General features: G+C 67.1%; 19 protein-coding genes and 1 pseudogene. 6 read left to right on the top strand and 14 right to left on the bottom strand.

The annotated features are described in order from the left end of the window. Nucleotides 1-179: 179 nt before the first annotated feature. Nucleotides 180-1,469 carry a class I SAM-dependent RNA methyltransferase gene (locus tag NNX38_RS10995; RefSeq protein WP_255798022.1) on the bottom strand — a complete coding sequence of 430 codons (1,290 nt, stop codon included), beginning with the start codon at nt 1,467-1,469 and terminating at the stop codon, nt 180-182. Between the two features lie 180 nt (nt 1,470-1,649). On the opposite strand from NNX38_RS10995, the gene NNX38_RS11000 reads away from it, so the two are divergent. Beyond that, nucleotides 1,650-2,324 (top strand): TrkA family potassium uptake protein, encoded by a 675-nt coding sequence (locus NNX38_RS11000; RefSeq protein WP_229952211.1) that lies wholly within the window; start codon nt 1,650-1,652, stop codon nt 2,322-2,324. After that, a complete protein-coding gene (locus tag NNX38_RS11005; protein WP_255798023.1) occupies nt 2,321-3,136 on the top strand; it encodes a TrkA family potassium uptake protein in 816 nt (271 codons plus the stop codon). The genes NNX38_RS11000 and NNX38_RS11005 overlap by 4 nt, the downstream gene beginning before the upstream one ends. A 17-nt stretch (nt 3,137-3,153) precedes the next feature. Here the strand turns inward: NNX38_RS11005 and NNX38_RS11010 are convergent. The 4 genes and pseudogenes from NNX38_RS11010 to dut all read right to left on the bottom strand — a co-directional run. Beyond that, nucleotides 3,154-3,762, bottom strand: a pseudogene (locus NNX38_RS11010) (DUF3159 domain-containing protein); the annotation flags it as partial. Beyond that, complete coding sequence (locus NNX38_RS11015) at nt 3,759-4,070, bottom strand: hypothetical protein (protein ID WP_255798024.1); 312 nt, start codon at nt 4,068-4,070, stop codon at nt 3,759-3,761. The pseudogene NNX38_RS11010 and the gene NNX38_RS11015, both read right to left, overlap by 4 nt. 33 nt (nt 4,071-4,103) lie before the next feature. Beyond that, nucleotides 4,104-4,841, bottom strand: a complete 738-nt coding sequence (locus NNX38_RS11020; RefSeq protein WP_255798025.1) for a DUF3710 domain-containing protein — start codon at nt 4,839-4,841, stop codon at nt 4,104-4,106. 67 nt (nt 4,842-4,908) lie between these two features. Beyond that, nucleotides 4,909-5,397 (bottom strand): dUTP diphosphatase, encoded by a 489-nt coding sequence (dut, locus tag NNX38_RS11025; RefSeq protein ID WP_255798026.1) that lies wholly within the window; start codon nt 5,395-5,397, stop codon nt 4,909-4,911. Nucleotides 5,398-5,585: 188 nt separating this feature from the next. Between dut and NNX38_RS11030 the strand changes: the two genes are divergently transcribed. Next, nucleotides 5,586-6,071 carry a DUF3093 domain-containing protein gene (locus tag NNX38_RS11030; protein ID WP_255798027.1) on the top strand — a complete coding sequence of 162 codons (486 nt, stop codon included), beginning with the start codon at nt 5,586-5,588 and terminating at the stop codon, nt 6,069-6,071. A gap of 1 nt (nt 6,072) precedes the next feature. Here the strand turns inward: NNX38_RS11030 and NNX38_RS11035 are convergent, their stop codons facing one another. Continuing rightward, a complete protein-coding gene (locus NNX38_RS11035; RefSeq protein ID WP_255798028.1) occupies nt 6,073-6,372 on the bottom strand; it encodes a DUF4193 domain-containing protein in 300 nt (99 codons plus the stop codon). Nucleotides 6,373-6,687: 315 nt separating this feature from the next. Between NNX38_RS11035 and sepH the strand changes: the two genes are divergently transcribed. Then, nucleotides 6,688-8,001, top strand: a complete 1,314-nt coding sequence (gene sepH / locus NNX38_RS11040; RefSeq protein WP_255798029.1) for a septation protein SepH — start codon at nt 6,688-6,690, stop codon at nt 7,999-8,001. A gap of 101 nt (nt 8,002-8,102) precedes the next feature. Here sepH and NNX38_RS11045 read toward each other — a convergent pair whose 3' ends face one another. The 4 genes from NNX38_RS11045 to NNX38_RS11060 all read right to left on the bottom strand — a co-directional run bounded on the left by NNX38_RS11045 (nt 8,103) and on the right by NNX38_RS11060 (nt 13,569). After that, nucleotides 8,103-8,936: a thymidine kinase gene (locus NNX38_RS11045; RefSeq protein ID WP_255798030.1), complete on the bottom strand. Its 834-nt coding sequence runs from the start codon at nt 8,934-8,936 to the stop codon at nt 8,103-8,105. A gap of 2 nt (nt 8,937-8,938) precedes the next feature. After that, nucleotides 8,939-10,141, bottom strand: a complete 1,203-nt coding sequence (locus NNX38_RS11050; RefSeq protein WP_255798031.1) for a nucleotide pyrophosphatase/phosphodiesterase family protein — start codon at nt 10,139-10,141, stop codon at nt 8,939-8,941. A 4-nt stretch (nt 10,142-10,145) separates the two neighbouring features. Beyond that, complete coding sequence (locus tag NNX38_RS11055) at nt 10,146-10,820, bottom strand: DUF5998 family protein (RefSeq protein ID WP_229952220.1); 675 nt, start codon at nt 10,818-10,820, stop codon at nt 10,146-10,148. A gap of 61 nt (nt 10,821-10,881) precedes the next feature. Continuing rightward, nucleotides 10,882-13,569, bottom strand: coding sequence for a GNAT family N-acetyltransferase (locus NNX38_RS11060; RefSeq protein WP_255798032.1), 2,688 nt, complete (start codon nt 13,567-13,569; stop codon nt 10,882-10,884). Nucleotides 13,570-13,697: 128 nt separating this feature from the next. Here NNX38_RS11060 and NNX38_RS11065 point away from each other — a divergent pair, with 128 nt between their 5' ends. Next, nucleotides 13,698-16,196 (top strand): DNA topoisomerase (ATP-hydrolyzing) subunit A, encoded by a 2,499-nt coding sequence (locus tag NNX38_RS11065; protein ID WP_255798033.1) that lies wholly within the window; start codon nt 13,698-13,700, stop codon nt 16,194-16,196. An 82-nt stretch (nt 16,197-16,278) separates the two neighbouring features. Here NNX38_RS11065 and NNX38_RS11070 read toward each other — a convergent pair whose 3' ends face one another. The 3 genes from NNX38_RS11070 to NNX38_RS11080 form a co-directional block, all read right to left on the bottom strand. Next, the gene (locus NNX38_RS11070) at nt 16,279-18,546 is read right to left on the bottom strand and encodes a cation-translocating P-type ATPase (protein WP_255798034.1); all 2,268 of its coding nucleotides are present in this window, start codon (nt 18,544-18,546) and stop codon (nt 16,279-16,281) included. 61 nt (nt 18,547-18,607) lie between these two features. Then, nucleotides 18,608-18,832 (bottom strand): heavy-metal-associated domain-containing protein, encoded by a 225-nt coding sequence (locus NNX38_RS11075; RefSeq protein WP_255798035.1) that lies wholly within the window; start codon nt 18,830-18,832, stop codon nt 18,608-18,610. A 45-nt stretch (nt 18,833-18,877) separates the two neighbouring features. Further along, entirely contained in the window at nt 18,878-19,222 is a 345-nt protein-coding gene (locus tag NNX38_RS11080; RefSeq protein WP_255798036.1) for a metal-sensitive transcriptional regulator, read from the bottom strand. Nucleotides 19,223-19,339: 117 nt separating this feature from the next. Here NNX38_RS11080 and NNX38_RS11085 point away from each other — a divergent pair, with 117 nt between their 5' ends. Then, on the top strand, nt 19,340-20,032 hold the full coding sequence (locus tag NNX38_RS11085) for a metal-dependent transcriptional regulator (protein WP_255798037.1): 693 nt from the start codon (nt 19,340-19,342) through the stop codon (nt 20,030-20,032). 23 nt (nt 20,033-20,055) lie between these two features. Here the strand turns inward: NNX38_RS11085 and NNX38_RS11090 are convergent, their stop codons facing one another. Next, nucleotides 20,056-21,048 carry a GNAT family N-acetyltransferase gene (locus NNX38_RS11090; protein WP_255798038.1) on the bottom strand — a complete coding sequence of 331 codons (993 nt, stop codon included), beginning with the start codon at nt 21,046-21,048 and terminating at the stop codon, nt 20,056-20,058. Nucleotide 21,049 lies beyond the last annotated feature (1 nt).

A 21,049-nucleotide genomic window follows, 5' to 3' on the forward strand; every position in this document is an offset into this window, starting at 1 on the left:
CCTGCCTGGGCAACGACTCCCCCGAAAGTCGAAACTTCCGGAGAACTCCCCCATAAAGGCGCAGTACTGGACAACTGCATCCCATCCTAGCCTTTACAGGGGCGCCCGGAGGAGATATGGGCCACGACGCGTCGTGACCGGCGTCGCCGACGGCTTTTCCGGCGCCGGCGACGGAACCGCTAGCGCTTGCGCAGGACGGCGAAGGACTCCATGTGGTGGGTATGCGGGTACAGGTCGAACACCCGCAGGCTGTCCATTTCCCAGCCGGCGGCCCGGAAATAGCCCAGGTCACGGGAGAACGACGCCGGGTCGCAGGACACGTAGCCGACCACCCGGGGCGCGGCGGCGTCGATCTGCTGCACCACCGCTTTCCCGGCTCCGACGCGCGGCGGGTCCAGGAGCACGACGTCGAGGTCCCCCGGATCCTGGAGCATCTTGTCCACCCGGCCCTGGCTAATCTGCACCTGGGGCGCGGCGAAGAGGTTCTTTCGGGCGTCACGGCTGGCACCCGGGGATCCTTCGACCGAGAGCACCCGGCCGGATTCCCCTGCAGCCGCCGCCAGCGGAGCGGTGAACAGTCCGGCACCGGCATAAAGGTCGGCCACGGATTCCCCGGACTGCACCTGAAGGCCATCAAGCACGGCCGCCGCCAGCGTCTGCGGCGCGGAACGGTGGATCTGCCAGAACCCTGCCCCGGTGACCCGGTAATCGTGGCCCAGCACCGTTTCCTGCACCCAGGTGCGTCCCTTCAGCCGGGTGAGTTCGTGGCTCTCCGGGTTCCAAGCGGCCACGGACACGCCGTCGGGCAGGTTGCCGGCAATCCGCGCGGGGATCCGCGGGTGGGTTCCCGCCGCGGGGATCAGGAGGACCAGGGGCTGTCCGCCGGCGGCCGGAGCGGCTACCTCCACACGGTCAATGCCGGTGAAGTCCGTCTCCCACAGCCGCAGTGCGTTAATGGACTCGGAGGCCAGGGGCATGGCTTCGACCGGAATGAGTTCATCTGAGCGGTGGGCATGCATGGCCAGCCGGCCGCTGGGCGCCACCGAGAAACTGACCCGGGTACGCCAGCCCAGTCCGTCGGCGCTTTCCTCGAGTGCGGGTTCGACCTCCGGGACCAGGTCGGTGCCGCCGAGCCGGCGCAGCTGCTCGGCGAAGACCTCCGCCTTCAGCCGGCGCTGGACCGGCAGATCAATGTGGCCGAACTCAGCGCCGCCCACGGGCAGCTTCCCCCGTGCCGCCGCGCGCAGCGCGTCTGCTTCCTTCCAGAAATGCTCCCGGCGTCCCTCTGCTGCCTCGAGGACCTCGACGACGTCGGCCCGCCAGAATTTGGCGTCCTCGCCCGATTCCGTGAGCCGGACCCGGACCCGCTCCCCCGGAAGGCCGTGCCGGACAAAGACGACCCGCCCTTCATGCCGGGCAACGAAGTGGCCGCCGTGGGCCGGGGCGCCGATGGTGAGTTCAATAGACATGGGGTTGCTGTACTTCCTTCATGGAGCCTAAAAGTCCATCTCACCACGGGAGCCGGGCGCGGTGCTATTTGGACCGCCGTCGGGACTAAGCTGGCGTTGATTGATTTTATTGCGCGGACAGCTGCGCGGCAGCCTTCTGCGGCGCGCAGTTCGCCATAAACCGAAACCGAGGTAGGGCAGTTGGCCCATTACGTGATCATGGGGTGCGGGCGCGTAGGCGTCAGCCTCGCCCATACCCTGGACAATGCCGGCCATTCGGTCGCCATCATCGACCAGGACGAGCGGGCGTTCCGCCGGCTGCGGCAGACCTTCACGGGACGCAAGGTGACCGGCGTCGGCTTTGACCGCGAGACGCTCAAAGCTGCGGGCATCGAAGAGGCCTATGCATTCGCCGCCGTTTCCAGCGGTGACAACTCGAACATCCTGGCCACCCGCGTGGCGCGTGAGACCTTCCATGTAGGGCACGTCGTCGCGCGCATCTACGATCCGGGACGCGCGGAGATCTACCAGCGCCTCGGCATCCCCACGGTCGCGGCCGTTCGGTGGAGCGCCGACCAGGTGCTGCGCAGGATCCTGCCCGAGCAGAGCATCAACGGCGACTTCCGCGAGTCCTCCGGCCGGCTGATCCTGGGTGAGCTGTCCCTGCATGAGGGCTGGCTGGGCCGGTCGCTGGTCAGCATCGAGACCGCCGCCGGTGTCCGGATTGCCTATGTCACCCGGTTCGGGGAAGGGATCCTGCCGCGCCAGGACAGCAGCTACCAGGAGGGTGATGTCCTGCACGCAATGATGTCAGTCGACCGGACCGCGGAAATCAGCAAGATCCTGTCCAAGGAACCAGCCAAGGAGTCCCTGTGAAAGTTGTGATTGCCGGCGCCGGCAGCGTGGGCTCGTCCATCGCCAAGGAACTGCTCTCCCACGGCCATGACGTGCTGCTGATTGATGAGAAGCCTGAGTGCGTGGGCCGCAGCGGCCTGCGCGGAGCCCGGTGGCTGATCGGCGATGCCTGCGAGTTGACCACGCTGAAGGATGCGCGGCTGGAGGAAGCCGACGTCGTCGTTTCCGCCACCGGCGATGACAAGGTCAACCTTGTGGTCTCGCTGCTGGCCAAGAGCGAATTCGGCGTGGCTCGGACCGTAGGCCGCGTGAACAATCCGAAGAACGACTGGATGTTCGACGATTCGTGGGGTGTTGACGTGGCAGTGAACACGCCCCGCCTCATGACCGCCCTGGTCGAAGAAGCCGTGGAAATCGGCGACCTGGTCCGGCTGCTCAGCCTGCAGACCGGTGTGTCCTCCATGGTGGAGTTCACCGTTCCCTCCGATTCGCACCTCACGGGCCGGACCCTGGGATCAATCGACTGGCCGCTGGATGCCACCGTGGTTGCGATCCTGCGCGACGACGCACCCATCACGCCGAGCAACGACGACGTCGTGGAGCCGGGTGACGAGCTGTTCTTCATCACCACGATTGCAGCCGAAGACGAACTGCGGGCAGTCCTATCCCCGGCTGCGGCCGCGGCAGCCGCACACGCCCGTCAGGAATCCCTGGACGCCGGGTCGGACGCTGCGGAGTCTCCCGCAGCAGAGCCGGGCCCGCTCGCGGCTTCGGGGGCCACGACGGCCGAGGGACGGGAGACCACCCACGCCAGCCAGAGTCCCAGCGCATAGAGCGGCACGCCCATAGCCAGGCGCATGGTGCCCAGCGCGGCAACATTGTCCGCCAGGAACAGGGGCAGCTGGACGGCCAGCCGGAGGGCGAAGACTGCCACGATGATCCAACTGGCCCAGGTGTAGGCCTTCAACCGGACCGGCGATGTGCGCCAATCCAGGTTTTCGCCGCGGATCATCCCGAACAGCAGTCCGGCCACCGGCCATTTCACGGCGATGGAGATCAGGAACGCCAGGATGTAGGCGCCGTTGAGGTAGAACCCGGGGACGAAGTACGTTGCGCCGTCACCGCTGCGCAGCGCCACGAAGGCACAGATGGCGACGCCTGCCACACCCGTCAGGGACTGCATCAACGGGCGCCGCTGGAGAAGGTTGGCTACTGAAAACACGGCTGCGGCGGCTACGGCCGCACCCAGTGAGAGGTTCAGCTCCACCCCCACGGTGTAGAGCAGGGTGAAGAGAAGCCCGGGAACAATCGCCTCGGCCAGTCCCCGGACGCCGCCGACGGACTTGAGCACATCGATCTGCCCGTCGTCGCGGCGCTCCACCCCGGCGCGGGCCGCATATTGTCCGGCGAGCTGGTTCAGGTCCGGCTGGCCCTCGTCCGGCTGCTTGGGTGTGCTCATGCGTCGGCCTCCGGGCGTCCAATGATTTCGTATCGCGGATTGAAGATGGTGGGGCGTCCGTCCACATCGGACACCATGCCCTCGAACGCCAGGTACGTTCCGGCTTCGATCCCGGGCACCCGTCGCTGGCCTACCCAGACCAGGCGCACCTTGGCCCGGGAAGCCAGGGGGTTTTCGCGGTAAGCGGCCATCGAGTCCTCTACCACTGCGGTAAACCGCGGCGGGTCGTTGGCCGGCACCACGGTGATGGCCGAAACGTAGCCGCGGCAATACGCCCGGCCACGCTCCGGGAGGGATTTGATGCTCACGCAGTGCGTGGAAGCGGTAACGGCGGGCACTGGTTAGCCGATCGTCGTGATTTCCGGGCCGCGCTCGGGTGCGGCGGGCTTAGCGGCACCCTTGTTGGCACGCGGGAGCGGGGAAGCATCGCGGGGCAGGCGCAGCTGCAGCAGGTCGCGCGGCGGCAGGGGCTGCTCGCCCCGGACCACCACTACGTTGCGGAAGACTTCCTCGAGGGGGCCGGCGGCTTCGGGATTCATGGCTGCCGGGCCGCCGAAGACGCCGCGAAGGAACCAGCGGGGACCGTCGACGCCGACAAAGCGGGCCACCCGGTACCCCTTGGAGCCGTCCTGTGCCTGCGCAGGCACCCGGGCCAGCAGCTCGGTTCCGAACGTACCGGAGAGTTCATCCACGGTGCCGCCCTGTGATCCCACCGACTTGCCGATCTGTTCCCGGATGTCGTCCCAGAGGGTCTCCGACCGCGGTGCGGCGAAGGCCTGCAGCTGAAGGCTGGATCCCTCCAGGTCCAGCGTCACGGCAACCACGCGCTGGGTCTTTTCCTCAACTTCCAGGCGCAGCTGCAGCCCCTGGGACGCGGCGATCCGGAGCGCTCCGAGATCAACGTAGCCTTCCTCGGAGGGACGCTCGCTGAGGTCGTAGGGGCCGCCTGCCGCCGGAGCCTGCACGGCGTCACTGCCGGCGTCGGCGTTTGCCGTGTCCGTATCGGTTGCGGATGTGTTCTCCGCTGCTGCCCCGGCGGTTTCCTCTGCCTTGGTTTTCTTACGCCGCCCAAATGCCATAACCGAAGTTCCTTCTCTCTTGTCTGCAAGTTCTTAGTACGGCCGCTGTCCGCGGTCCGGGTGCGGGTCAGGCGGGAACGGCGGTGAATCCTCCGGTGGACCCGAACCCGCCGGCTCCCCGGACGGAATCCGGGAGCTCATCGACGGGAACAAACTCGGCCGTTTCCACGCGCTGGATCACCAGCTGGGCAATCCGGTCGCCGCGCCGCAGCGTCACCGGCTGCGTGAGGTCGGTGTTGATCAGGGTGACGGAGATTTCTCCGCGGTACCCGGCGTCCACGGTCCCGGGCGCGTTGACGATGCTGATGCCGTGCTTGGTGGCGAGCCCGGACCTGGGATGGACAAAAGCTGCATAGCCGAAAGGCAGGGCCAGCGAAACACCGGTGGGAATGAGCTGCCGCTCCCCCGGGGCGAGGGTGAAATCGATCCGGGAGCGAAGGTCGGCTCCGGCGTCGCCGGGGTGCGCGTACGACGGCGGTTCCAGCCCGTCGTCGAGCATTTTCAGCTGTACCTTCAGCGTGGTCCCTGCACCTTGCACCAGTTTCTCCGGTTTCAATAGATTTCCAACAACAGCAGCCGGGGGCGGCTGCGGGGGCGGTGGAAGCATCCGGGAGGCAGAGACGTTCGCCCCGGCCCCCGGGCCAACCACCACACTTTAGCGCGTTTTCCTGTGCGGTCGCCGGGCATTTGCCCACCGGCACGGCGCGGGATGAAATGCCCCGCCAAAGGTGAAAAGCTGGGGGTATGTCATCCCCTTCTGCAAAGAGCCCTTCGTCAAAGAGCTCCGCCGGCACCGTCCTGTACTCCGAACGCCTCACACCTTCCTTCGGGATCTGGTTCGTCGCCGCCCTCCTCTCCGCAGCCTGCATCCTTGTTTTTGTCCCGATCAGCCTGGGGGCCGGCATCACCGGCGCCGTAGTCGCCGCGGTCATTTTTGCAGTGCTCCTGGTGATCTCGACCCCCCAGATCCGGGTGACCCCCGAAACCCTGCAGGTTGGGCGGGCGCAGATCGAGCGCCGCTTCATCGGCAAGGTCGAGGCCTTCCGCGGCGAAGACGCCACGATGCAGCGCGGGCCCGCGCTGAACGCTACGTCCTACATGTGCATCCGCGGCTGGATCTCCCCTGTGGTCCGCATTGAAATTACGGATCCGGCGGACCGCACGCCGTACTGGCTGACCTCCACGCGCCGTCCGGAAAAGCTGGTCGAAGCACTCACCTCCGGGCGCTGAATCAGCCCTCGCAGTCCACGCAGTAAAACATGCCGTTCTTTTCCAGGGCTATCTGTGAGCGGTGGCGAACCAGGAAGCATGAGGCGCAGGTGAACTCATCAGCCTGCGCCGGAAGGACCCGGACCAGCAGTTCCTCGCCGGAAAGGTCCGCCCCGGGGAGCTCAAAGGCGTCCGCCGCCTCAGCCTCGTCCTCGTCCACGAGGGCTGACGGCACAGCCGTGCGGCGCGTCTTGAGCTCCTCTATCGACTCTTCGCCGGCGTCTTCCTCGGTCTTGCGCGGGGCGTCATAATCTGTCGCCATAGTGTCTTATCTCGCCGTCCGTTTGTATGGTGTTCGCTGCTGCCTGAGCCCCGGGTTGGACCGGCTCCCCGGACCCGCGTCGGTGACTCGGAGATATCAACGCCACGGATACCTGTTTTGTGCCCGTAAAGCAGAGATTTTTACCCACATGGGGTGAAAAAGCGAACCGGCTGCCGCTCGGGACACGCGCTCCCGCGCCGGGCCGTCCATCCTGCACCCTTTCCAAATGCGCCACACCCGGGCAAAGCTTAGGTTTTCGGCGCCGGGGATGGCATTGTTTCAAGAAGGAATTGCTATCGGGTGGAGGACTTTTTGATGCAGGATCTACGGCTGGTGGGTGTCCATGAAGGTGGCGAACATCTGCTGTTAAGCGGCAAGGGCGGGGAAACCTTCCGTCTCCGGATTGATGAAGCCCTCCGGGTAGCGGCATCGCGCCCCGCACACCGGTCCGCACCGCAGGTTGCTCCGGCGGCCGGCACCACCATGACTCCGCGGGATATCCAGGCCCGCATCCGATCCGGCGCCAGCGCCGAAGAGGTTGCCGAACTTTCCGGCCACGACCTCGCGCACATCCGACGCTATGAAGGTCCCGTGCTCGCCGAGCGTGAATACGTTGCGCGGCAGGCGCAGGGCGTCGAGGTTGCCGCACCCATGTCCGCCACCCACGACGGTTACCGCAGCGCCTTCGGCGAGAATCCGGTTAACCTCGGCGACATGGTGCTGCACCGCCTGCGGTCCTTCGGCGTGGACCCCGATTCGGTCGAGTGGGACGCGTGGCGCCGCCCGGATGGAACCTGGGAAGTGGTGGCCCGCTTCGAGCTCACCGAGAAGTCCCGGGTCGCCATCGGCGAGGAACCGCCCGCCCGCTGGATCTTCAGCCCGCTGCGCAAGAGCGTTACGAACACCAACCGCTGGGCGCAGGTCCTGAGCGAACTGGAACCGCTGGACACTCCCGTGCCCACCCGCCGCCTGGCCGCCGTCGCGGACCGTGTCTTCGATTTCGAAGCAGAAGGCGGTGCGTCCTCCGACGACACCGACGACATTCTCGAAGTCCTGCGGTCGCGGCGCGGCCAGCGGCTGGGCAGCGATGAAGACGGCGACGACGCGCTGGCAACACTGCTGTCCAAGGGCAGCGTCCCCGCGGCGCACCCGCGGGAAGGCAGCCCCGACACGGAGGACGACGAGAGCAATGCCAAGCGGCCGCGTACCGGCCGCCTGACCCTGGCGCCTTCGGTCGAGTCCGCAGACAGCGACGATCCGGTGGATCCCGTGGCCCTTCCCGGCAGCGTTACCCAGACCCGGGAAATCAGTGTCCTGGCGCGGCCCTTCCGCCGGCGTGCAACCCGGGAACCTGCCGCAGGCGGTATCGACGAGAAAACGCCCAACCCGCCTGCGGAAGCAGAGACCGCTGTTCCGGATGAGGCACCGGCGGAACCCTCCGCCCGCAAAAACGCCGGACGAGACTTCCCGTGGGACCGCCTGCCCAGCGGGGGCAAGGGCCAGCAGCCGGAGGAATCCGACGCCGATAAGGGCAAGGACGACAGTGCCCAGGAGCGGCGCGCCATCAAGCCCAAGCGGTCCTCGGTCCCGTCCTGGGACGAGATTGTCTTCGGCACCAAGGGCGACTAGTCCCGGATAACATCCGCGACCGCCATCCTTGGCGCCGGCCGGGCCGGAAGCACGCTTGCCCGTGACGGTGACCGGCGCGCGTTGGCCCAGGGCGGCGTCGCCTAGGGTCGGAACGTTTCCGGCTTCGTCTCCACACAACACACCGACGCCGATTCTGCTGCGTCTGCGAGGGCGGCTGCCTGCTGCGCGGTGACCCGGCGCATGTAGTGCCGGCGGCAGAGCGTTTCATAGCCGATGACAGGGGCGGCTTCGGTTCCCGTCGGGGACCCGGCGCCGCCGGCTGCAAGCAGCTCGTCGGCGTCAAACAACGGTTGATCGTCGAACAAGGGACGGTCCTCGAACAAGGGCTCGTCCGCAAACAGAGGCAGCTCCGCTTCGGCGGAAACGGCCGGAGCCGGAGTGCGGGACTCGACGTCGCCAACCACCACCTGGTCCCCCTCCGTTACCATCACGCCGTCCACGGTCCGGGCGTTATGGGTAGCGCGGCGGCCGCACCAGCACAGGGCGCGGACCTGCAGGACCTCCATGCGGTCCGCCAACTCGACCAGGCGCTGCGACCCCGGGAACAACCGGGTCCGGAAGTCGGACGTGATGCCGAAGGCGAACACGTCAATATCCATCTCGTCCACGATGGAGGCCAGCTGCTCGACCTGTGCGGCGCTGTAGAACTGTGCCTCGTCGCAGATGAGGTAGTCCACGTTGTGCCCTGTACCCCGGCAGTGCAGCACCTCGGCCCAGAAGTCCGTGTCGTCACGCACCTCGACTGCCGGCGTCTGCAGTCCGAGGCGGCTGGAGATCATGGACTCCCCCGCCCGGTCATTGCGGCTGAACAGGATCCCGCCGCGGCCGCGGGCGCTGTGGTTGTAATCCATCTGGAGCGCGAGCGTCGATTTGCCGCAGTCCATGGTGCCTGAGAAAAAGACCAGTTCCGCCATGGCTACTTTGCTCCCTGCACCGTAGTGCGCTTGCGTGTTTCAGGCTGTGCCAGGACCAGGAGGGGGACTTCGCACTCCGCCTTGGTGAGCGACCCGTGCTGGCCGGTGACCTCCAGCGCCGAGGCAGCCACCCGGCGCGTGTCGAACAGGGCGATCGGCTCGCGGGCGGCGATCATGAGGTCGCCGATACGGGGCAGGACAGCGGCATCCACGTCGGATCCGAAATAGCCTGCACGCACTGCTTCCTCGCGGGTGAAAATCCATGCCCGGGTCCCGTAGGCGGTCTGCCACGCGGCTTTGAGCCGGCCAAGCGCATCATTGCCCGCGTCAGGTTCCAGATACAGATGGACCATGCGCGGCTCCCCTGCCGTGTGCCGGACGCCGTCGATCAGTTCCGGCTGGGTACTGAAATCGAACCGCTGGGAAGCAGCTACGTCGACCATGCCGTGGTCTGCGGTCAACACCACCAGGGTGCCGGCAGGCACCCTGGCCACGAGCCGCTTCAGGGCGCTGTCGAGTTCTTCCAGCTCGTTGCCCCACTCGGGGGAAGCTGCACCGTACCGGTGCCCCGCCTTGTCCAGTTCATTCCAGTAGAGGTACATCAGCATGCGGTCCGCGCCTGCCAGTGCGTCGACAGCTGCCGATACACGGGCGTGTACCCCGGTTGCCGGGATGAACGTGCCGCCCCGGAGCGCGGCGCGGGTCAGTGCGGAGTCGGCAAAGCGGGGCAGGCTGACCGTGGCCACCGGGATATGCTCGGCGGCAGTCTCCAGGATGGTGGGATAGGGCTGCCACTGCAGCGGGTCCACTCCCGGATCCCAGGAACCGAGCATGTTTACTACTTTGTCCTGGTTCGGGTCCAGGACGTCGTAGCCCACGAGTCCGTGCCGGCCGGGAGGAAGCCCCGTGCCCAGGGATGCCAGCGAGGCAACCGTGGTGGTGGGGAAGGAAGCGCTCAGGGTGCGGGCCTTGGGCAGGAATCCCTTCAGGAAGGGGGCGTGCCCGCCGCGCTTCTTAAGCAGGGACAGTCCCAGCCCGTCCACCATCACTACGCAGACACGCCGGGCTGCCGGAAGGGACAGCAGGTTTACATAGCCGGGAACGCCCAGCACGGCGGCGGCGCTGGACAGCACGTCCGCTACGGAACGGGTTCCGTAGGCCGGTGCGGCGGGCAGGAGGTCGGGAGCAGCGGGGTTTGATGCCACGGTGCTAGCGCTGCGGGTGGGCGCGGTTGAAGCGTCCGCCGATGCCGGGCATGCGCTGGCGCGGGTCGCCGCCGTCCATCGGGCGGGGAACCGCCGTGGTATCGGTGTTCACCTTACGCAGGGCGCGGGCAAAGGCCTTGGCGTTCTGAACCGCCTGGGCGCCGTCGGCTTCCGCACTGACGCGCAGCACAATGTCTTCCTGTGCGATGGTGCCGGTGTAGCCGTGGTCCGCATCGCACTGGGGGTCCGCACAGCCGGCGGGACCCATGTCCAGGCGCTGTCCGCCGGACCAGGCAATGGCGAGGGTCATCTCCCGCGCCGGGTCCGACGGCTTGTAGTTCTGCGGCTGGGCGTACATGTAGCCCAGCACCACGGAACGGATCTGCGTTACCGGTACGGATTCGGTGGAGACCTGCGCCATCATCTGCTCGCCTGCCTCGTCCAGCTGCTGGTCATCCACGTGGGTGATAACGAGCATGTCTTCGGTCAACACCAGGACCGTGATGTGGCGGTGCACCTCGGTACGCTCAAAATGCGTTTCAAGGTGGATCAGATGGGACAGCGGTTCGCGGCCGTCGAGGGCATCGTGGACCACGTCGGCCAAAAGCGTCGGGTAGAAGCCTGCCCGTTCCATGGATGCGTCAAGGCTGCGGCGTTCAGCGGAAAGTAACGGCGACATGCTTCCAGTTTCCCCCAGACCGCCCCTTCATGCCTAAATGGCGCGCGGGTGGTGGAAAAGATCAGTCCCGCATTGCGCGCCGGGCACTGTCGGTGCGGCGCTGCGGGTTGCCCAGCCGGACGTCGGCGCTCAGCACGGTGACCCCGTCGGCGGAGACCAGAACCGGGTTGATCTCGATCAGCGCGATCTGCGGATGCTCATCCTTCAGGACGGCCAGCCGGGCGATGAGGTCCTCCAGCGCGGCGATGTCGGCTTCGGGCAGTCCCTGATAGCCGAAGAGCTTGGCAGCTGAACGCGGTGCCCGCACCAGGTCGGCAATGTCGCGGTCCGTCAGCGGCGGAACGCCGTGCGCCCAGTCGTCCAGCAGGCTGGTGGCGTCACCGGCAAGTCCGAAGGAAATCACCGGTCCCAGCAGCGGATCCTCGATGGCGCGGATGCGGCAGCCCTGCCCGCTGTTGGCCATGGACTGCACTTCCATTTCGAATTCGCCGTAGCGGCGCAGCGCCTGGTGCATTTGCTCGATGTTGGTTCGCAGCGCCTCCGGCGTGGCAATGTTCAGCCGTACCCCGCCAAGGTCCAGGCGGTGGCGCAGATGCCCTTCGCGGGTCTTGACCGCCACCGGCCAGCCAAGCTGTTCGGCGGCGGCCACTGCCTCATCCGGTGTGGAAAAACTGACGGCGGGCAGCACGGAAATGCCGTAGAACTCCAGGAGCCTTGCCGTCTGCTCCGGGTCCAGCCGGGTCAGGGCGTCACCTTCCACCCGGTCCATGAGTGAATCGAGGTAGGCCGACGCTGCCTCGGTATCGACACCGGCAGGCTCCACGAAACTGCCGTGGTCCCGCTGCGCCCACTCGGTGTAGCGCACCACGGAGGCCAGGGCGGTGACCGCTGCTCCGGGGCTGCTGAAGCAGGGCAACCCGCCGCCTGCAACATCGGGGTCCGCCGCAAGCAGTCCCTCAACATGCGCCCTGGGATCCACGATCCCGGTAAAGGCAGCGACCAGGGGCTTGCCGGTCTCCTGCACGCATTCCGCCAGAACGGCGGCTATCGCTTCCGTCCTCAGCCCGGGCGCCGGGAGAATCGCGACGACGCCGGCGTCCACCGAATCGTCCGACAGCACCTCGGTGACCGTCCGGCGCAGCTGCGGCAGTGCCACGCTCATCCCGGTGTCCAGGGCCAGTTCCGCCTCGAGGCGGGTGATGTCCAGGTCCAGGCCGGTGCAGGCATCGGCCAGGACACGGCCCAGGGCCACCGAATTGCTGAAGACAGCCACCCGGCGGCCGCGCGGCAGCGGCTGGCTGACAGCGATCTGCGCCACGTCGATCAGCTGCTCGTTGGTGGTCACCCGGATGACGCCGGACTGGCGGAGCATCGCGTCCAGGGCACCCGGAGGGGCCTGCGTGGTGCGCACGGCGTGGCCGGGCGGAAGCTGGAGGCCGGTCACGTCCGACTTGGCGACGATCACGGGTTTGGTGCGCGCCAGCCTGCGCGCCAGGCGGGAGAACTTACGCGGGTTCCCCACCGATTCCAGGTACATCGCGACAACCTTGGTGTCGGCGTCGTCCTCCCAGTACTGCATGGCGTCATTGCCGGAGACGTCGGCCCGGTTGCCGGCGGAGATGGTGGACGACAGTCCCAGCGCGCGCCGCTGGGCAGTGGCGTAGAGCAGGACGCCGATGGCGGCGGACTGGCTGAAGAGCCCCAGTCCCCCGCGCCGGGGCAGGGCCGGTGCCATGGAAGCATTCAGGGACACATCCGGCCGGGTATTGATCAGGCCCAGCGACGCCGGCCCGACCACCCGCATGCCGTGGGCCCGTGCGCGTCGGACCAGGGCACGTTGCCGGGCCAGCCCCTCCGGGCCCTTCGGCCCGAAACCGGCGGTGACCACCAGCAGGGCCTTCACCCCGGCGGCAGCGCATTCATCCGCCACCTCCAGGACCTGTTCGTAGGGCACGGCAATGACGGCCAGCTGGACCGTTTCCGGCACTTCGGAGATCCGGCTGTAGGAAATCATGCCGGCCAGTTCGAAGGCTTCCGGATTGATGGCGTACACGGATCCCTTGAAGCCGCCCTCGATGATGTGCTCGAGCAGCTGGTAGCCCACCGAGCCCCATTCCCGGCTGGCCCCGATGACGGCGATGGACGACGGCGAGAGCAGGTCCGCCACGCTGCGGGCCTCGGCGCGGTGTTCCCGTGCTTCCATGACTGCCAGCGATTTCTCCGTCGGGTCGATGTTGAAGTCCAGGGCGATCACGCCGTCGTCGAAGTGCCGGCTTACCTCGTAGCCGGCGTCGGCGAAGACGCCGATCATTTTGCGGTTCTCGGGAAGGACTTCCGCGGAGAAGCGGCGGATGCCGTTTTCGCGGGCCGCGGCGGCCAGGTGCTCCAGCAGGATGGACCCCAGTCCGCGGCCCTGGTGGCCGTCCGCTATGTTGAAGGCAACCTCGGCTTCGGTGGGATCGTCGAGCCGGTCGTAGCGGCCGATGCCGATGATTTCATCACCGATGGTGATGACGAACGCCACCCGGTCCCGGTAGTCGACGTTGGTGAAGCGCTCCAGCTCCTTGTTGGTGAGCTTGGCCTTATAGGTGAAGAACCGCAGGTAGATGGAACTCTGCGACTGCCGCATGTGGAAGGCCTGCAGTGCGTCCGCGTCGGAGGGGGAAACGGGGCGCAGATGGCCGGTCCCCCCGTCCCGCAACACGACGTCGGCTTCCCAATATTCGGGGTAATGTCCCTGCTCCACCATAGAATCAGAGTAGTGGGCAAACTTCCCCATAGTCATCCACCCGCTCTGTACAGCGTGGCTTCCCACCGCGTGGATTGTGTACGGCGCGGAACACCTGTCCCCTAACACTGCAAGGATTCGACAACAGCATGGCCCGGCGCCAACCCGTCTCCAAATCCGTACCCGGCGAAAAGATCGCCGAGAACATCATCGAGATAGATGTCACCACCGAGATGGAGGGCTCCTTCCTCGAATACGCCTACTCGGTGATCTATTCGCGTGCCCTCCCCGACGCACGCGACGGCCTGAAGCCTGTCCAGCGGCGCATCCTGTACATGATGTCGGACATGGGGCTGCGCCCGGACCGCGGACATGTGAAGTCCGCCCGCGTGGTGGGCGAGGTGATGGGCAAGCTGCACCCGCACGGAGACACGGCCATTTACGACGCCATGGTGCGCATGGCGCAGGACTGGGCGCTGCGCCTGCCCCTGATCGACGGCCACGGCAACTTCGGTTCGCTCGACGACGGTCCTGCCGCCGCCCGTTACACGGAAGCCCGGCTGGCGGCCCCGGCCCTGACCCTGACGGATCACCTGGACGAAGACGTAGTGGACTTTGTCCCGAACTACGACAACCAGCTCCAGCAGCCCGAAGTCCTGCCCGCGGCCTTCCCCAACCTGCTGGTCAACGGCGCCACGGGTATTGCCGTGGGCATGGCCACAAACATGGCGCCGCACAACCTCGGCGAGGTTATTGCCGCCACCCAGCACCTGATCGCCAACCCGGACGCCGGGCTGGACGAGCTGATGCGCTTCATCCCCGGACCGGACCTGCCCACGGGCGGACGGATCGTCGGGCTCGACGGCATCCGCGATGCCTACGCCACCGGCCGCGGTTCCTTCAAGACCCGCGCCAAGGTGGAAGTGGAGCAGCTCACCGCGCGCCGCACCGGCCTGGTGGTCACCGAGCTGCCCTACATGGTCGGCCCGGAAAAGGTCATTGAAAAAATCAAGGACGCCGTGACGTCCAAGAAGCTGCAGGGCATCTCCGACATTGTGGACCTCACCGACCGCAGCCACGGCCTGCGCCTGGTGATCGAGCTGAAGAACGGGTTCAACCCCAACGCCGTGCTCGCCCAGCTGTACAAGTTCACGCCCATGGAGGATTCCTTCGGCATCAACAACGTCACCCTGGTGGACGGCCAGCCCCGGACCCTGGGCCTGGTTGAGCTGCTGCAGGTCTACGTTGCGCACCGTCTCGGTGTGGTCCGCCGCCGCACCGCCTACCGGCTTCGCCGGAAGCAGGACCGGCTGCACCTGGTCGAGGGCCTGCTGATCGCCATTGTGGACATTGACGAGGTCATCCAGATCATCCGGTCCTCGGATGAAACGGCCCAGGCCCGGGAACGGCTGATGGCCGTCTACGACCTGACCGAAGTCCAGGCCAGCCACATCCTCGAGCTGCGCCTGCGGCAGCTGACCAAGTACTCCCGCATCGAACTCGAAAAGGAGCAGGACGAGCTGCGGAAGGCCATCGAGGAACTCGAGGCGATTCTCGGCTCCGAGCAGCGGCTGCGCTCCCTGGTCTCGGATGAACTGGGCGAAGTGGCGGCAAAATACGCGACGCCGCGGCGTACGGTTCTGCTCGAATCGGAGGCCGCTTCACCCCTGAAGGGTGCGGCAGTGACCGCTGCCGCCGGCGTCGCAGGCAAGGGCGCCAAGGCGGTCCTTCCGCTGGAGATCCCGGACGATCCCTGCTGGGCCATCCTGTCCGCCTCCGGCCAGGTGGCACGGACCTCGGACCAGGAACCGCTCGCCGAAGGAGGGCAGCGGGTGCGCCACGACGTGTTCCGATCGGTGGTGAAGACCACCGCCCGCGGTGAGATCGGGGCGCTGACCTCCTCCGGCCGGATGATCCGGATCTCCGTCCTTGACCTGCCTGCACTGCCCTCGACCGCCGGCCTGCCGAACCTTGCCGGCGGCGTGCCCGTCAAGGAATTCATGACCCTGGGCAAGGGCGAAAAGCTGGTGGGGCTCGTCCCGTTGAACGCCGTGGTGGCCATCGGCACCCGCAACGGCGTGGTGAAGCGGGTCAATCCGGATTACCCGCTGAACCGCGATGACTGGGAAGCCATCACGCTCAAGCCCAAGGACGAGGTCATCGGGGTGTCCGTAGCCGCGGACGAGACGGATGAACTGGTCTTTATCACCCGGTCGGCGCAGCTGCTGCACTTCCCTGCCTCCGCGGTCCGCGCCCAGGGCCGTACGGCAAGCGGCGTGGCCGGGATCAAGCTGGCAGCCGACGACGCCGCGGTGTTCTTCGGCGCCGTGGCTGCGGAGGATCCCGACGCCGTCGTCGTCACCGTTTCAACCACCACCGAGGCCCTGCCGGGCACACCCGGCGGCTCGGTGAAGGTGACACCGTTTGCCGAATACCCTGCCAAGGGCCGGGCAACTGCCGGCGTCCGGGCACACCGCTTCCTGAAGGGCGAAGATTCGCTGTCCGTGGCCTGGGCCGGACACGGCCCCGCGAAGGCATCCGCAGCCAACGGAGTGGCGCGGGCCCTGCCCACCGAACACGGCCGGCGGGACGGCTCCGGCGTACCCCTGGCCAACGCGGTGGACGCCGTAGGACCAAGCCAGGGCTGACATCAGGCATTAACAAAAAACGGGCGGGCCCGGGAGCTGAATGCTCCCCGGCCGGCCCGTTTTTTAGTGCGCGGCTGTCTTCCTATTTGCTTCCTAATTTGCCGAAGCTGCGCAGCCGCAGTGAATTGCCGACCACCAGCACCGAGCTCGCCGCCATCGCAGCCCCCGCAATCATGGGGTTGAGCAGTCCGGAGGCTGCCACCGGGATGCCCACCGCGTTGTAGAAGAACGCCCAGAACAGGTTGGTCTTGATGGTCGCCAGCGTCCGCCGGGAAAGTTCGACGGCGGTGGCCACCTGTCCCAGGCTGCTGCCCATCACGGTCAGGTCCGCCGCTTCCATGGCGACGTCGGTGCCGGATCCCATGGCTATGCCCAGATCCGCCTGGGCCAGTGCCGCGGCGTCGTTCACGCCGTCCCCGGCCATGGCCACCGTGCGTCCCTGTGCCTGGAGCCGTCGGACGGCGTCGACCTTCCCTTCGGGACGGACATCGGCAAGCACGTCCTCCGCCGGAATTCCGACCTGTTCCGCGACCTGCGCGGCCACCACCGCGTTGTCGCCAGTCAGCAGCACCGGATGCAGGCCCAGGCTGCGGAACCGTGCAATGGCCTCCGCGGAGCCCTCCTTGACGGTGTCCTGCAGGCTGATGATTCCGGCGGCCCGGCGATCCACCGCCACCAGGACGGCAGTGGCGCCGGCCTCCTGCTCTTCCCGCAGTGCGGCGTAGGCAGCGTCCGGCAGGTCTATCCCGTTTTCGTCCAGCCAGGCCGGGCGTCCGGCCACTATGCGGTGTCCGTCCACGGTGCCGCGGACTCCCCCGCCCGGTGCCGAATCGAAGTCGGTGACCGGTACGGTGCCGGGGCCGGTACGTGCGGAGGCGGCGATGGCACGGGCAATCGGGTGCTCCCCGGCGTCCTCAACGGAGCCGGCCAGGCGCAGCAGGTCTTCAGTCGTGAGGTCTGCTGAAGCAGTGTCCAGCAGCCGGATCCGGGCCACGGACAGCCGGCCCGAGGTGATGGTGCCGGTCTTGTCCAGCACAATGGTGTCCACTGTTCGGGTGTCCTCCAGTACTTGGGCGCCCTTGATGAGGATGCCCAGCTGCGCGCCGCGGCCGGTTCCGGTCAGCAGGCCCACCGGGGTGGCGAGGCCGAGGGCGCACGGGCAGGCGATCACCAGCACGGTCACGGCGGCGGTGAAGGCGGCCTGCAGGTCGCCGACGAGAAGCATCCACAACACGAACGTCAGGACCGCGATCGCGAGGACCACCGGAACGAAGACGGCACTGATCCGGTCCGCCAGCCGGGCGATCGGCGCCTTGGAGGACTGCGCATCGCTGACGAGGCGGCCCATCTGCGCCAGGGTGGTCTCGCTGCCTACCCGGGTGGCCCGCACCAGCAGGCGTCCGGAGGTGTTGATGGTGGCGCCCGTGACCGGGCTGTTGACATCCACCTCCACCGGCAGCGACTCGCCGGTGATGAGGGAAGCATCCACCGCGGACCGGCCCTCCAGGACCACGCCGTCAGCTGGGATCTTTTCTCCGGGCCGGACAACAAATACGTCGCCGACTTCCAGCCGGTCCGCGGGGACGCGGACCTCCTGCCCGTCCCGCAGCACGGTTGCGTCCTTGGCACCGAGGTTCAGCAGTGCCTTGAGCGCATCCGTTGCCTTGGTTTTGGCGTTGGCCTCCAGGTAGCGGCCCAGCAGCAGGAAGGTGACCACCACGGAGGCGACCTCGAAGTACAGGTGCGGGTCCGATCCCATGCCCGGATCCGCGGTAAGTCCCGGATCGACGGCCAGCTGGCCCAGCGAGAACAGGTACGCAGCCACAACGCCGATGGAGACCAGGGTGTCCATGGTGGAGGCAAGGTGCCGGGCATTGACGGCCGCGGCCCGGTGGAAGGGCCACGCGGACCAGGTCACCACGGGCAGCGCGAGCAGCGCCACCACCCATCCCCAGTTCGGGAATGCCAGTGCCGGAACCATGGAAATGAGCAGGACCGGAACGCTGAGGACAGCTGCCAGGATCAGCCGGGGACGCAGCTGTGCCGCTGTTCCGCCGTGGGACATGTGGTCTTCACCGGACATGTGCCCTTCGTGGATGGAAGGCCGGGCAGGCTGCCGGGTTTTCAACCGGGCGGTGTAGCCCGCCGCATTCACGGCGTCCACAATCTCCTGGTCGGTGACCGCTGCAGGGGCGGTGACCCGCGCGCTTTCCAGCGGCAGGTTGACTGCGGCCTCGACACCGTCGATCTTTCCGAGCCTGCGCTCCACCCGCGCCACGCAGGAAGCGCACGTCATGCCCTGGATCTCAAGTTCGACTGCCCTGGTTGCCGCTTGTTCGCGAGTGTCCATGATGCTTTCCTTTTCCTACTTCCTGCCCGCAGTGTCCGCTTCGTTGCGCTTTGTGCGGCTGCTACGCGTCGGCGCCCACCACCAGGTAACCGGCTTCAGCAACCGCTTCGCCCAGTTCGGCGGGGCTGAGGCTTCGGTTCGCTGTGACAGTAGCGGTTGAAATGCCGCCCGCGTTCAGGTCCACGGAGACCTTATCGACGCCGTCGAGTGCCTCCAGTTCCTCAGTCACGGACGCGACGCAGTGGCCGCAGGTCATGCCGGAGATGTTCAGTGTGGTGGTTTCCATGCGAATCTTCTTCCTTTGGATGGGTGGGTGGACCGGGTGCCGGTCCTAGCGGAGCAGCCGGCCGATGGCGTCGGCCGCCTCCTGGACCTTTGCGGTGACAAGCTCGGGGTTGCCGGTTCGTTCGGACTCCTGCGCGGCGTCTACCAGGCAGTGGGACATGTGGTCCTGGACCAGCCCGAGGCTGACCGCGTGCAACGCCTTGTTGATGGCGGCGACCTGCGTGAGGATGTCGATGCAGTATTTGTCCTCCTCGACCATGCGCGCGATTCCCCGCACCTGGCCCTCGATCCGGCGCAGCCGGCGGAGGTAGGCGTCCTTATCCGACGCGTAACCGTGCGGCCCGTCGTGGGTCTCCACGGTTTCCGGAACGTTCTGCGTCACTGCGTCCATTGCCTCTGCTCCTGTCCTTGACTGTCTCCAACCTATACCCTGCCGGGGTATCGATTCAAGTACCCCTAGGGGGTATTTATTCCCGACTGGCGGCGTCCTGCCAGTAAGGTGGAATCCGTGGCACACAGTGAACTCTCGACAGCAAGCCAGGATTACCTGAAGGTCATTTGGACCGCGCAGGAATGGACGGATGAACCCCTGACGGTGTCCGCGCTGTCCGTCCACATGGGCTTCTCGCCGTCGTCGGTCTCCGAGGCGGTCAAGAAACTGACCGGCCAGGGCCTGCTGACCCACGCACGCTACGGGTCGATTGCCCTGACGGACGCGGGCGAGAAGGCTGCCGTGGGCATGGTCCGCAGGCACCGGCTGATCGAGACTTTCCTGGTGGAGTACCTGGGTTACCGCTGGGACGAAGTGCACGACGAAGCCGAACACCTTGAGCACGCCGTATCGGACAAGATGGTGGATGCCCTGGCGGCCCGCCTCGGCAATCCCGTGCGTGACCCGCACGGCGACCCGATCCCGGCCCCCGACGGCAGTTTTCCCGTGCTGAATGCACGGCGGCTGAGCCGGTGCGAACCCGGCTCCCGCGGCACGGTGGCCCGCGTCTCCGACAATGAACCCGAACTGCTGCGCTACCTCGCCGGGCTGGGGCTTCATCTGGACACCATGGTGTCCGTGGTGCAGCGCCAGCCATATGCCGGCACGCTGACCATCGAGGCAGGCGGCCGGACGCTGGACCTGGGCCTGCCCGCGGCGGAAGCCATCTGGATCCTCGAGGTTCCGGACACCGCCCCCGCAGACCGGTAGCGCGCTCTTCCCTTAGAACCCTGCTACAACACCGGCTTGTCGAAGACCACTTCCCGGTGCGTGGGCTTGTAGCCCAGGCTTTCGTACAGGCCCAGGGCCCCGGACGGGTTCTCCGTGTCCACGCCGAGCCCGGCGTTGTCCATGCCGCCCTGCCGGAACCGGCGCATTGCTTCACGCAGCATCGCCGGAGCCAGTTTCCGTCCCCGCCAGTCCCGCCGCACGCCCAGGAGCATGGTGTAACCCTCTTTGTAGCCGTGGATGTCCTCGCTCTCCGGATCGAAGCTCGCCAGTTGGTAGGCGGCAACCTCCCCGGAGGCGGCGTCCACCACGGCAAAGCTCCATTTCGGCCGGAACTGCGGATGGTCCACAGCGAATCCCCAGCGTTCCTTGTTCCGCGGCTCGCTGCCCCAGTGGTCCTTGAACGCTTCGTTGTGCGCCCGGCGTACGGCGTCCGAAATCTCCGCATTGAAGGTCCGGAACTCCATGCCCTCCGGCAGCACCGCGTCGGGCAGGTCCCCGGCCAGCGGCCGGCTCATCTCGGTGAAGTACCGGACCACCTCTGCACCCTCGGACTGCAGCAGTGCCACCTGGAAGGCGTTGGATTCCTCGGCGTAAGTGCGCAGCACCCCGTGTTTCCGGTGTTCGGTGAGCAGCCGCTGGCGCAGGCGGGTTTCCTGCCAGCGGTAGACCTTCGACCCGATGCCCCGGCGCCGCCACTGCGGGTCCACCCCGCCGAAGCCCGAGCCGGTCTCCGATCCGGGGTTCAAGGCGATCCGGCCGTAGGCCCGGGCCGCACCGGTTTTATCCAGCCCGATCAGCGTGTCCTGCGCGGGATCGCCGGACTTGGTTTCCAGCGCCTGCTCCAGGTCCCTGCGGTCCTCCACCCATCCCGGTCTGTCCGCCGCCGCTATCCTGCGGATCAGGGCGTACCAGGCGTCGACGTCGTCGGCTCCGATAGAGCGCCAGCGCAGGCCGGTTTCCGACCCGGGGAACAGGGGTGGGGAAGGCGTCTGCATC

Origin of the sequence: Arthrobacter sp. zg-Y238, from assembly GCF_024385525.1 — a bacterium.
Taxonomy (GTDB): Bacteria; Actinomycetota; Actinomycetes; order Actinomycetales; family Micrococcaceae; genus Arthrobacter_B; species Arthrobacter_B jinronghuae.

Excerpts from the sequence above, each read along its gene's own strand:
- NNX38_RS11060 (WP_255798032.1), bottom strand. The coding sequence starts at position 13,569 with ATGGTGGAGCAGGGACATTACCCCGAATATTGGGAAGCCGACGTCGTG.
- NNX38_RS11075 (WP_255798035.1), bottom strand. The coding sequence starts at position 18,832 with ATGGAAACCACCACACTGAACATCTCCGGCATGACCTGCGGCCACTGC.
- NNX38_RS11080 (WP_255798036.1), bottom strand. The coding sequence starts at position 19,222 with ATGGACGCAGTGACGCAGAACGTTCCGGAAACCGTGGAGACCCACGAC.
- NNX38_RS11065 (WP_255798033.1), top strand. The coding sequence starts at position 13,698 with ATGGCCCGGCGCCAACCCGTCTCCAAATCCGTACCCGGCGAAAAGATC.
- NNX38_RS11055 (WP_229952220.1), bottom strand. The coding sequence starts at position 10,820 with ATGTCGCCGTTACTTTCCGCTGAACGCCGCAGCCTTGACGCATCCATG.
- NNX38_RS11090 (WP_255798038.1), bottom strand. The coding sequence starts at position 21,048 with ATGCAGACGCCTTCCCCACCCCTGTTCCCCGGGTCGGAAACCGGCCTG.
- NNX38_RS11045 (WP_255798030.1), bottom strand. The coding sequence starts at position 8,936 with ATGGCGGAACTGGTCTTTTTCTCAGGCACCATGGACTGCGGCAAATCG.
- NNX38_RS11020 (WP_255798025.1), bottom strand. The coding sequence starts at position 4,841 with ATGGCATTTGGGCGGCGTAAGAAAACCAAGGCAGAGGAAACCGCCGGG.
- NNX38_RS11035 (WP_255798028.1), bottom strand. The coding sequence starts at position 6,372 with ATGGCGACAGATTATGACGCCCCGCGCAAGACCGAGGAAGACGCCGGC.
- NNX38_RS11070 (WP_255798034.1), bottom strand. The coding sequence starts at position 18,546 with ATGGACACTCGCGAACAAGCGGCAACCAGGGCAGTCGAACTTGAGATC.
- NNX38_RS11030 (WP_255798027.1), top strand. The coding sequence starts at position 5,586 with ATGTCATCCCCTTCTGCAAAGAGCCCTTCGTCAAAGAGCTCCGCCGGC.
- NNX38_RS10995 (WP_255798022.1), bottom strand. The coding sequence starts at position 1,469 with ATGTCTATTGAACTCACCATCGGCGCCCCGGCCCACGGCGGCCACTTC.
- sepH (WP_255798029.1), top strand. The coding sequence starts at position 6,688 with ATGCAGGATCTACGGCTGGTGGGTGTCCATGAAGGTGGCGAACATCTG.